This window comes from Malaciobacter marinus, assembly GCF_003544855.1.
Classification (GTDB): Bacteria; Campylobacterota; Campylobacteria; order Campylobacterales; family Arcobacteraceae; genus Malaciobacter; species Malaciobacter marinus.
This window is the reverse complement of the sequence record NZ_CP032101.1, coordinates 759644-771780: the sequence shown is the minus strand read 5'-3', so window position 1 is coordinate 771780 and position 12137 is coordinate 759644. Positions and strand designations below refer to the sequence as shown.

The window sequence follows — 12137 nt, the reverse complement described above, 5'->3', positions numbered from 1 at the left end:
ATGAGAAAAGATTTTTTAATAAAAATAGTCAATAATAAACTAGCATTAGCAAGCTTGATATTTATAACACTTCTAATATTAACTGGACTTTTTGCTCCTTTAGTATCTCCAAATGACCCTTACTTAGTCAATCTTGAAAATAAACTATTGTCATTTAGTTTAAAATATCCTTTAGGTACTGACCACTTGGGTAGATGTGTTGCTTCAAGATTGATTTATGGTATTAGAACTACTTTGTTTTACTCTTTGTTTGCTATGTTTATAACAGTATTCTTTGGCTTAGTTCTTGGATTGCTTGCAAGCTTTTTTAAACTCTTAAGAGTTGTGATTTTAAGATTTTGTGATATTATGCTATCTTTTCCAAGTGAACTTATGATGTTAGCAATTATAGGCTTTTTAGGTACAGGAATTGAAAATATTATAATTGCAGCAATAATATCAAAAGTTGCATGGTACACAAGAATGATTTACTCTTTTACTTTAAACCATGTAAATACTAACTATATACATTTTTCAAAAATAATTGGCATACCATCAAGAACAATCATAAAAAAACATCTTTTTCCTCTAATATTAAGTGATATAATCATGCTAGCCACATTAAATGTAGGAAGTATCATATTAAGTATTTCAGCTCTTTCATTTTTAGGTCTTGGAGTACAAGCACCAACTTGCGAATGGGGAATAATGCTAAATGAAGCTAAAGAGTTAATGAGTATAAATCCATATATGATGCTACCTCCTGGCTTGATGATACTTTTTGTAGTTTTATCTTTTAATATATTAGCAGATAGCATAAGAGATATTCTTGACCCAACATATAATCTAAAAATAAAAGACAACTCATGAGATATTTAAAAATTGAGAATCTAAGCATAAAAGATAATAAAACAAAAGAGATTTTATTGGATGATATAAGTATTGATATTGAAAAAAATACTATTTTAGGAGTTGTAGGAGAGAGTGGAAGTGGAAAATCACTACTTTGTAAGACTATTTTAGGATTAACTTCTAGCAATCTTAATATTAAAGGGAAAATAACACTTAATAATAAAGATATTTTAAACAATAGTAAAATTATAAAAGATAACTTTTGTGTAATATTACAAGAAGCTATAAATGCTTTTAATCCCCTTTATCCCATAAAATATCAAATGTTAGAGAGCATTAAAACAAAACAAAGTAAAAAAGAAAAATTAAAAATATGTATAAAGTATCTTAGAAAAGTTGGTCTAAAAAGATGTAGTAAAATCTTAAAAAGCTATCCCCATGAATTAAGTGGAGGACAACTTCAAAGAGTTATGATAGCAATAGCTTTAACACAAAATAGAAAAATAATTATTGCAGATGAACCTACTTCATCTTTGGATAGTATAAATCAAAAAGAGATTATTAATATATTGAAAAATTTAAAAGATAAAACAATAATAATTGTTTCTCATGATTTAGCTTTGATTTCTCATATTGCAAAAGATATTATTGTTTTAAAAGATTCAAAAGTAGTTGAAAAAGCAGATACTAAAACTATCTTTACAAATACAAAAGATGAATATACTAAATTTTTAATTTCTACACAAGAAAATTTATCTAAAGAGTTCATATCATGCTTAAAATAAAAAACCTATGGAAAAAATATAAAAAAGAGTTTGTTTTAAAAGATATAAATCTAAACCTTCAAAAAAACTCTTCACTAGCATTAGTTGGAGAAAGTGGAGCTGGGAAAACAACTTTAAGTAGATTGATTTTAGGAATAGACACTCCAACAAAAGGTAATATACATATTGATAAAAACAGTATGAGTGTTGTCTTTCAAGATTATAGAAACTCTGTCAATCCACTTTTTACAATAATAGAGATTTTAAAAGAGCCATTTTGGTTAAGAAAGACTACTTTTTCAAATGAAAAATTAGAAGATTTATTAAAAACTTTCAATCTTTCAAAGAGGTTATTAGATAAATATCCCCATGAACTAAGTGGTGGACAACTTCAAAGGGTATGTATATTGCGTGCAATTTTGACAAAGCCATCTTTTCTTATCTTAGATGAGGCATTTAGTGCACTTGATGTATCTACAAAATCACAAGTTGTTACATATATAAAAAGTTTAAAAAAAGAGCAAAACTTAACAATTTTTTTAATAACTCATGATTTAGAAGTAGCAACAAGTTTGTGTGAAAACATAAAAATACTTTTTAAAGGAGAAGTTATTGAGTCATTAAAAACCAACTGTTTAGGGCAGGCACAAAATCAATACACAAAACTTTTGATTGATTCAATAATACCTTTAAAAATAAAGGAAACAAATGAGTAAAGAACTACATTTTAAATATGTAAACAGCATCTTTCAAAAGCAAAGTAAAGATTATATTATAAAAGAGTATATGAAGCATTATGACAATAAACTATCTAAAAGTAGATATGAAAAACTATATAAAAATATGGATAGTTTGATAAATGATACAAAAAACAATGCTTTTTTTATAGCTTTAGATACATCAAATAGTATTGTTGCCTCAATTAGTATATCTATTTTTGATAATAGAATAAAACCTCTTCAACAAAAATACAAAAACAGAAAAATTGCAGAGATTGGAAGATGTTATGTAAAAAAAGAGTATAGAAGACAAGGTATAGCTTCAAAACTATTAAACTTAGCAACCTTGTTTGCTATAAACAAAGAGTATGAAAAAATGTACTTACATACTCACTATTTTTTACCAGGAGGATTTAACTTTTGGAAAAAGATGGGATTTTGTATCACACTAGATGAAAAAGATAGTTTACAAACAGTGCATATGGAAAAAAGTTTACAAACTATAAGTAAACATAACCATAAATTAGCTAAGATAATCTTATGAATTACAATAAGATTATCTTCGCACTACTAATGATGTATATTTTAGCTGATATGGTTAAGACTTACTTTTTTTAGAAAACTTCATAAAAAAAGGTAGTAACTTAACTACTAAAAACCCAACTATTGCTCCAAGTAGTATTTCACTTAAAAATATTAAAAAACCTCCAATATATGCAATGCTTTTCAAGTAACTATCAAGAAAACTTAAAATATGTGTTTCATGAGCTATGATACCTCCACCCACAGCTAACATAGCTATTGTACCTACAATAGAAATAGTTTTTATTATCTTTGGCATAGAGTTTACAAAAGCAGTTCCTATGCTTTTTGAAACTGCACTCTTTTTCTCTTGAAGATAAAATCCTATATCATCAAGCTTAATTATAAGTGCTACTACTCCATACACAACAATAGTAGCAATTAATCCCATAATTACTAAAACAGATAGTTTTGTAATAAAATCGCTCTTTTCTACTAAACTTAGAGTTATTACAATAATCTCAAAAGATAAAATAAAATCTGTCTTTATAGCACTTTTAATCTTTTGCTCTTCTAGTTTTTCACTTGAAAGCTCTTTTAAAGTATCTTTTTCACTTTTATGTTCTTGATGCTTGCCAAGCTTTTCTAAAATAGTCTCAACTCCCTCATACGCTAAATATGTTCCACCTAAAATTAAAGTAGAAGCTATAAGCCAAGGAGCTAAAAAACTCATAAGTAAAACAATGGGAATAATGATAAATTTATTTTTTAAACTTCCAAGGGCAATCTTATAAACAATAGGAAGCTCTCTTTTTGCTGCTTTTCTTTTTGCTTGGATTATTGCTTTTTGTCTTATTTGCTCTAATTCACCAATAATCTTTTCTTGCTCTTGCTTTGATAGTTTTTGTATATTTTCTTTGAACTCTTCTACACTACTTGCATCTTTTAGCTCTTTTTTCAAAATATCTGATGTAGTTTCGTTTGTAAAGCTTGCAATTGCAGCTAAATCATCAATAACTAAACCAGAAGATTTTACACTTGCAAGTTTTGTATAAGTTACTATATCATCAAAAAGTACACCTACATCATCTAATGAAGTAGCAAGTGTTTTTGTAGCAGTAGCCATAGTTTTACTAGCAAGTGCACTAATATCATCTGATAAAATTGATAGATAGCCTAATAGTCCAGCCATTTTATTCCTTATATTAATAAATTTTTTGTATTTTATTTTATTTTGTATTAATTTGAACTTCATAAAAAAATATTTCTTATACTGCATAAGTATAAATTATAATTATATGATTATTTTTACTTATATATAAGTAAAATTTAAGATAAATTCTTGTAGAATTTTTTTTTCAAAAGAAAAAGATTATCCTTTGTGATAATTAAAAAGGAATGTTTATGGCATGCGATACTGGTGCAAAACCAATAGTACAAAAAGAAAAAATAATAAATAACGATGAAATAATTGAAAAAAAGGAAATAAAAATGAGTTCAAGTTTAGTACTAAGAAAAGCTCCTGATTTTAAGATGGAAGCATATGATGCAAAGACAGGTCACTATACAGAAGTAAATAGTGAAGATTATAAAGGTAAATGGCATGTAGTTTGCTTTTATCCAGCTGACTTTACATTTGTTTGTCCTACTGAAATTGCAGCAATGAATGCAAAATATGATGAATTTCAAGAATTAGGTGTAGAAATACTTGCAGTATCAACTGATACAAAGTTTTCACATAAAAGATTTGTAGAAACTGAACCTATTTTAAAAGGTTTAAAACTTACAATAGGTGCCGACCCAACTGGTGAAGTTAGTAGAGATTTTGGTGTGATGATTGAAGAGCAAGGAGTTGCTTTAAGAGGAAGATTCTTAATCAATCCAGAAGGTACAGTTGTAGCACAAGAAGTACAAGCACCTATGGTAGGAAGAAATGTGCATGAATTTTTAAGACAAGTAAGAGCTTGGCAACATGCAGAAAAAACTGGTGAAGTTTGCCCAGCAGGATGGACTCCAGGTAAAAAAACACTTCCAGTAAATACTGATACAGAACAAATGACAGGAAGAGTTGGGGATTATATTACTATTGAAGAAATAATGTCTTAATAACTTAGATTTAAGGAAACTCTCCTTAAATCTATACCACTTCTTATATCTTAAAAACTTTTTTAATAAAAAATTATACTTTTACTTTACTTCTTAATAATTATCATAACTTTATGTTGATATAATTCAATTTCTCAAACGCGACCGTGGTGAAATTGGTAGACACGCTATCTTGAGGGGACTTTTGAGATTGTAGTGTTGAATTTAAATATGCGAATGTGGTGGAACGGTAGACACGTTAGCTTGAGGGGACTTTTGAGATTGTAGTGTTGAATTTAAATATGCGAATGTGGTGGAACGGTAGACACGTTAGCTTGAGGGGCTAATGCCAGTACTGGTGTGAGGGTTCAAATCCCTCCATTCGCACCATTTTATGGTATATATTTAAACTAAACTATTTCTTCTTATATATAAGGAGTTGTAATTACTGCCAGTGATTTTATATAGAAAACTTCTAACAATTTAAAATAAAATCTAAATTTCCAATTGTCATAATGTATTGATTTCGTTAACTTTATTGCACACTTTACTGCACAGTTTTAAAAAGTTTCACTAAGTTTGTAATTTTTTACTGCACACTCATTTAACTAAAATTTATAACAAACCTTATAAAACGTCAAATTGTCATATATCTATTTTAAAACTTCTATAGGAGATATAATTACTTCAGTATTAAATAAATTTTCTTTATAACTAAAACTATCAAGGAGATTATCGATATCAATTCTTTCAATATTAATTACTAAATCATTGAAATTATTAATGTTTATATTAGACTTTTGAACATAAAGAATTATTTTTTTGATTTTTTGCATATCTTCATTTTTTGCAAAAAACATATCTTTATTAAATAGCAAAGAATATACTAAGACTTGTCTAATATCATCAGATTTTTTTAATACGTTTTCTTTAAACTTATATTTTGCATCAATAATATGAAAATGATTCTCTTCCTTAATCATAAAATCAGGATATTGATTAATTAATTTTGTTTTACCTTCTTCTAATAAAAAATTACTATTATTAATATTTTTATCTATGCTTCCATCTGACTTTACTATTTTTTGTTCACTTTCATTTCCAATATATAATAACTTATCATAATGTGATAATTTCTTTTCTAGAACTTTCTCAAAGACTTTTGTTAGGTCAACACTCAAAAACAATTGTACATCTTTCTTTAACTCTGTAAAGAATATTGAGTGTACTAAATTAAAAACTTTTTTATTTTTCTTAATTTCAATGTTATTTTTATATTTTCTAAAAAACTTATCTAAAGTTTTTTTCGAAATATTATCACTTGAAATATTCTTATGTGTTGATATCTTTATTAATAGATTATTGATTTTATTTAATATTTTCAATATTTCTTTATATTCATCTCGTGCATTTTCTTCAAATATATCTAGTCTTTTTTTCTTTAAAAATTTTAAGCTTGAATATATAAATTTAATTAGATCTTTTTGAAATGGGGCTTTAATAAATTGATAGTTTTTCAAAGGATTTTCTTCAATTATATTAAGTTCAAATATTTCTTCACCAATAATTTTATCACTACATATAATTTGGTTCTTATAGTTTCTTTTATAATTTAACAATGTCCCATATATTTTATTTAATTTTTTTACATAAAATTCTGCTTCTAATTGTAAAAAACTATTTCCTTTGAAATTTTCAAATAAATCAATAACTTTTTGATTTGATGAATAACTAGAATATAGTTTAAAAAGCTTAATTAAAAGTTCTTCTATTTTTTTAATTCTTTCTTCTTTATCAGTTATTCCATTAAAATCTATATCTATATCTTTTGGAATAATAAATAAATAGAAATAGTAAACTTCATCTTTATAGTTAATATCATCAATATATGTAGATATGCTGTCTATATAGTTAGTCTGTCTTTCTAATATATTTCTACTAAATAAATTATTATCTAAAATTTTTCGTATTGAAGATGCCGCATTTTGAGGAAATTTCTCTAGTTCATCATAAATATGTTCTATCTTATCTTCAAAATTTTGAAATACTAAATATAATTTATTTTCACTAGCATGAGATATAATCATTTAATTTCTTAATAATTATAGATCATCTTCATAAATATTGAATTTATGAAGAAGTCTAAAGTTTTTCTCACTAGAATCAATATCTGACAACTCTTTAAGGTTTTCTTTAATCCAAGTGTTATTTTTTACTCTACACATTAAATCCCATCCTAACCTATTGATTTCACTATTTTTATTATTAAATTTTAAAGAATTTTTAATCATTCCAAAAAAGAATTTTATTGTTTCTTTCTGTTCTCTTAAATTATCAATTATATCTCCATTACTGTTAACAATTTTCCATTGTCCAAAGCAATATTTTTCATAGTCAAAAATTTTATTTTCTTCCAAAATATCTTTAAAATGTTGATTTAGTTCTTTACAACAAATAGCAAAATCATTTCCCTCAATATTCTTATCAAATGTATCTATTGGATCTTTATAAGCTATATTGGCTCTATCTTCCCAATCTGCAAATATATTTAAACTGTATTCATTAAAATTTGCAGCACCTAATAAATAAAAATTCTTTGGATACACTAACTTCAATGAATTTCCTGAAATTCTATTCGTAATTGGAACAATAGGTATATCTTTGCAATGTTCATCCATAAAAGTATTCCATTCTTTTATGAAGTCATTTGCACTGTCAAAGTATTCAGTAAAAATCTCATTTCCTTCATCTACTTCTTTTACAACTCTTTTTTGTTGAGATTTAAATAAAGGTGTATATTCTGAAAGTAATGATGAAATATCTTGATTGTGAAAGTCATCAAGAAAAACAACGTGATCAATTTTTGGATTTACAATAGCAGACATTAGAAATTGAAGAAATTCTCCAAATTTAATTTCTTTTTTTATACTATCAATAGTAATTGCCAAGTCAGTATTTTGTAATCCTTTATATTCATTTCCAATACCACCTGAAACTGGAACTTTTAAATATTTATAATCAATATGATTTGTTCCAGTTTTGAAAATTTGTTTTTCCTCAAATTTGTAACTTTTACCAGTATTAGGTTGTCCAATTATAAATTCAATATTATTGATTTTACTATCTACTTTAACTTCTTCTTTTGGATTAATTTTATTTAAAAATGATTTAAATTTATTTCCATGACCACTTAAATTTTCTTGATTAGATTCTTCCTCTACAGAAGTATCTTCTACTGATTTATCATCTAAAAAATTAATGTACATATTTAAAGTTTGTAAAATCTCACCTGAGTAACTGCCTTTTCTATCCCATTCATAATATCTACCTCCAGATGAAAGTTCTGTTCTAATATTATCAAGAACATTTAGATCGCTAATTTCAAAAATACTAATAGGATTATCTTCATCAATCTTAATAGGCAATATTTCATCTAAGTACTTTATTCTTGTAGAAATTTTTTTAGTTCCAAGAGTTAAAGACTCAATATACATGCCAAATCGTTCTCTAATATCCTTTTTATCATTTTCAGAAACTTCTTCACCAAAAACCATTTTTAATTGTTCTTCACTTATAAGGGCTACTTCATTAGCTTTTTTTGTTTTATAATATAAAGTATAAGGAATATCTATAGTTTTATTCAAGTCTTCTTTCTCATCTAATTTAATTGACTTGCCATTATTAGTAATTAAAAATTTAAATCTAATATTGAATAACTCATCAGAATTGTCATCAGTATAAACATATAATATATCTTTATCTTCTATACTATGATTCTTATATAACTCTTTTTGTAACTCTTCAATTAAAATTTCTTCTTCTTTTCTATTTTTTACTAACCATGTATTCATTATAATATTTCCTCTAATTCATTAAACTCTTCAACTTTATCAATATGAAACGGAATGCCTAAATATTTTCCACCATTTCCATTATATTCCCAAACAGTAAAATCTTTAACTTCATTACTAAACTTTAATTCAGAATCACTTTTATATACATCAAATTTATATAAAAAGTTTTCTGTGTTATTAGTAATACTTTCAGATGTATTTTTATTTGGATTTTCTATCAATAACCTATATTTATTAATTTCAGTATTGTGTCTTTCAAGTAAATATTTAAAATACCTATCACTTTTTATAAAAAAAGAATAATTATTTGAGCCATCAATTAAAATTGTCAAAGTAACGATATCCCCTGGCTGCATATTTGTTCTTATTATATATTTTCCCAAATTTTTTAACCAAAATTCAGGTTGCTTATGTTGTTGTTTTAAATCTACTTCAAAACTTCCCAAAATATAATCGACTATCTCTATTTTAACAGTATCATAAGAGTGAGTTTTCTTTAAATCATAAAATTCTTTAAAAATAGGGAATCTATAAACATTGATATATTTGTCTTTCCCAGCATATCCAGTAAGTTGTCTTGTAGCAATTATTTTATATTCATATTTTTTCATTATTAAGCACCAAGTTATTTGGTGCTTATTTTAGCAAAAATTATTATAAAAACAAGTAATTAAATATATTTTTTATAAACTTTTGCAAAAACTTGTCCCATTAGAGGTGGGACAGCATTACCTATTTGCATATAAGTTTTTAAGTAAGCTCCTAAAAATAAATAGTTATCAGGAAAAGATTGAACTCTTGCAGCTTCTCTTGGAGTTAAACTTCTTACTTGAGTAGGATGAATATGAGAATGACAATCCATCTTCATATGTGCAGTAATCGTACGTGAAGGTTCATTTTCAATTAACTTAAAATATTTATCTTTAAATAAATGGTTTCTATGACTATAAGGCATTATATCTTTTATTGATTCACAAGTTGAGTCTGCACCTTGTTGTAATGTTTTATAAATTAGAATATTGTTCTGATTTTGATATCTGGCTTTATGATTAAATGTATAATCAAATTCTTCATCATTATTTATTAATTTTATATAATCATTAGATTTATTTTTATATTCATTAATGTCTATCTTTTTACCCGATATTTCACAATCAATTTCTGTTGTATTTTTAACAGTTGGACACTCTAAATTTTTAATATTTTCAAGAGCATCTTTTAAGACATATTTTGTTTTGTTTTTTATTTCTAATTCAATTTCATTCATTAAAATATCAGGTGTAATATTCTTAGAACTCATATATTCCTTACTCACACCAACATAAATTAATCTAATTCTTTTTTGAGGTACAGAAAAATCACTTGAATCATATAATTTATATTTTACTTCATAGTCAATCTTTTTAAAATCTTCTACAACTTCATCAGCAACTTTTAGCATACCTCTAACATTTTCCATTAGTATGAACTTAGGTCTTATTTTTTCTACAGCTTTAACATAATATTTATATAAAACATTTCTTGGGTCATCAATTATTCTTTGCTGATTTGCACTACTAAAAGATTGACAAGGAGGTCCTCCAATTATTACATCTACATCAGACACTACATGCTTTTCAATATTATCTACAATTTCTTTTATATCAGCACTCAAAATTTTTTCTGAATTTAAATCTGGGTGATTATACTTATAAGTTTCAATAGCACAAGGTTCTATATCATTTGCTAATTCTATTTGATAACCCTCTTTTACAAACCCCCAACTAAAACCACCTGCACCACAAAATAAATCTATTATTTTTGGTTTATTACTTTCAACTCTTTTATCTTGTAGTTCTTTTCGATATGAGTTATAAAATTTATTTAATATATAATTTGTTTTCTTTTTATTTTTTATATAGAAACTTAATACTTTTAATAAATCTCCATATTCACTTTTTAAAATCTTTTTCAATAATGGTAAATCATCTTCAATTTTTAATATTCCAATTAAAGCTAATTCTTTTAAAACACCTTTTTTATCTATTTCTTGTTTATCTAAATCTATTTTATTTTTTTTACAAAACTTTATTATCAGTTGATTTATAATATTCACTTTTTCAATAAAAAACTTTTTATCATTTGAATCTACTAAATCATTTATATTTCTAAATATCATATTCTAATTTTTCTCACTTAAAAATTTTTTCAATACTTTTGCAATTTGTTTAGCAAATAAAGGTGGGACAGCATTACCAATCTGTTTATATTGTTGTGTTTTAGAACAAGGGAAAACAAAATTATCTGGGAAAGATTGAAGTCTTGCAGCTTCTCTTGGTGTTAATGTTCTTTCTTGAGAATGATCTGGGTGAATAAATTGATTACCATCTTTATACAAATGTGCAATAATAGTTTTTGATGGTTTATCAAAAAATTGAACAACATAACTATTGTTAAATAATCTTTTTTTAGGATGAATTAAATGCGCTTTATTTTCATATAATTCTTCTAAAGTCCATTTATTTTTACTCATATGTTTGTAACGTTCTTTATCTAAACTGTTATGGTTTCTTGCCACATGATGATGTAAATAATCATAATTCTCAGGTCTAATTTGTTCCAAATACTTTGATACTTTTTTAGGTCTAAATTTCACTAAATCTTTACCCTCTCCTGGTAATAAACTAGGTAAATCAGAAATTGCTTCTTCTACTGTTACTTTCTCTATTTTCTTTGAAACTTCATTCAATTCATTATATACATCATTTACATCAATATTTAAATCTCTTCTAACACCAATTAATATAACTCTTTTCCTTTCTTGAGGAACACCAAAGTCAACTGCATTTAAAAGAATTTTATCTTTGTCCTCTATTATTTTATAATTCTTTTTCATATCTTCATAAATTTTATGAATTATCAATTCACCATTTACTTTAGTGGATAATATTCCACTGACATTTTCAAAAACGAAAAATTTTGGTTTATAGTGATTTAATACTTTAATATAATTCTCATATAAATAGTTTCTTGGGTCTTTTTTCATTCCATGGGGGTCTCTAGCTTTACCTTGCGATGAGAAAGATTGACAAGGAGGTCCACCAATTATTACATCAACATCATTGTCTTGAACACAATCATCAATTATTTTTAATATATTTTCACTAGTAATATCTGTAGGTTTAACTTTTTCAATTTCATTTTCATTATATTTATAAAATCTCATTCTCTCTTTTAAAGTATCACAAGCATATTTATCAAACTCTACGTGAGATAGAGCTTTATATCCCTCTTGATAAAATCCTTCAGCAAAACCTCCAGCACCTGCAAATAAATCTATAAATGTATATTTCTTTTTCATATAACCAATCAATTTTTTATTG

The 12137-nt window shown here is 25.5% G+C and carries 11 protein-coding genes and 1 tRNA gene; 6 read left to right on the top strand and 6 right to left on the bottom strand.

Annotation, left to right across the window (positions count from 1 at the left end):
* The 4 genes from opp1C to AMRN_RS03805 are packed head-to-tail and all read left to right on the top strand — an operon-like array spanning window position 1 to window position 2858.
* Complete coding sequence (opp1C, locus tag AMRN_RS03820; protein WP_099312538.1) at window positions 1-849, top strand: nickel/cobalt ABC transporter permease; 849 nt, start codon at window positions 1-3, stop codon at window positions 847-849.
* Entirely contained in the window at window positions 846-1616 is a 771-nt protein-coding gene (locus AMRN_RS03815) for an ATP-binding cassette domain-containing protein (protein ID WP_099312540.1), read from the top strand. The genes opp1C and AMRN_RS03815 overlap by 4 nt, the downstream gene beginning before the upstream one ends.
* Window positions 1604-2311, top strand: a complete 708-nt coding sequence (locus AMRN_RS03810) for an ABC transporter ATP-binding protein (protein ID WP_099312542.1) — start codon at window positions 1604-1606, stop codon at window positions 2309-2311. Before AMRN_RS03815 ends, AMRN_RS03810 begins: the two co-directional genes overlap by 13 nt.
* A complete protein-coding gene (locus AMRN_RS03805) occupies window positions 2304-2858 on the top strand; it encodes a GNAT family N-acetyltransferase (RefSeq protein WP_099312544.1) in 555 nt (184 codons plus the stop codon). Before AMRN_RS03810 ends, AMRN_RS03805 begins: the two co-directional genes overlap by 8 nt.
* A gap of 54 nt (window positions 2859-2912) precedes the next feature.
* On the opposite strand, the gene AMRN_RS03800 is transcribed toward AMRN_RS03805, so the two are convergent.
* A complete protein-coding gene (locus AMRN_RS03800; protein ID WP_099312546.1) occupies window positions 2913-4028 on the bottom strand; it encodes a DUF808 family protein in 1116 nt (371 codons plus the stop codon).
* A gap of 212 nt (window positions 4029-4240) precedes the next feature.
* Between AMRN_RS03800 and AMRN_RS03795 the strand changes: the two genes are divergently transcribed.
* Together AMRN_RS03795 and AMRN_RS03790 are read left to right on the top strand one after the other, a co-directional pair.
* Entirely contained in the window at window positions 4241-4942 is a 702-nt protein-coding gene (locus AMRN_RS03795) for a peroxiredoxin (RefSeq protein WP_099312548.1), read from the top strand.
* Window positions 4943-5225: 283 nt separating this feature from the next.
* Window positions 5226-5311, top strand: a tRNA-Leu gene (locus AMRN_RS03790).
* A gap of 263 nt (window positions 5312-5574) precedes the next feature.
* Here the strand turns inward: AMRN_RS03790 and AMRN_RS03785 are convergent.
* Genes AMRN_RS03785 through AMRN_RS03765 form a run of 5 tightly spaced genes read right to left on the bottom strand, consistent with a single transcriptional unit; the run spans window position 5575 to window position 12115 of the window.
* On the bottom strand, window positions 5575-7008 hold the full coding sequence (locus tag AMRN_RS03785; protein ID WP_118897362.1) for a ligand-binding sensor domain-containing protein: 1434 nt from the start codon (window positions 7006-7008) through the stop codon (window positions 5575-5577).
* A 15-nt stretch (window positions 7009-7023) separates the two neighbouring features.
* Window positions 7024-8772, bottom strand: a complete 1749-nt coding sequence (locus AMRN_RS03780) for a hypothetical protein (protein ID WP_118897361.1) — start codon at window positions 8770-8772, stop codon at window positions 7024-7026.
* Complete coding sequence (locus AMRN_RS03775; RefSeq protein ID WP_099312694.1) at window positions 8772-9386, bottom strand: hypothetical protein; 615 nt, start codon at window positions 9384-9386, stop codon at window positions 8772-8774. Before AMRN_RS03775 ends, AMRN_RS03780 begins: the two co-directional genes overlap by 1 nt.
* A 59-nt stretch (window positions 9387-9445) precedes the next feature.
* Window positions 9446-10933 (bottom strand): DNA cytosine methyltransferase, encoded by a 1488-nt coding sequence (locus AMRN_RS03770; RefSeq protein ID WP_099312692.1) that lies wholly within the window; start codon window positions 10931-10933, stop codon window positions 9446-9448.
* A gap of 3 nt (window positions 10934-10936) precedes the next feature.
* Window positions 10937-12115 carry a DNA cytosine methyltransferase gene (locus tag AMRN_RS03765; protein WP_099312690.1) on the bottom strand — a complete coding sequence of 393 codons (1179 nt, stop codon included), beginning with the start codon at window positions 12113-12115 and terminating at the stop codon, window positions 10937-10939.
* Window positions 12116-12137: the final 22 nt, after the last annotated feature.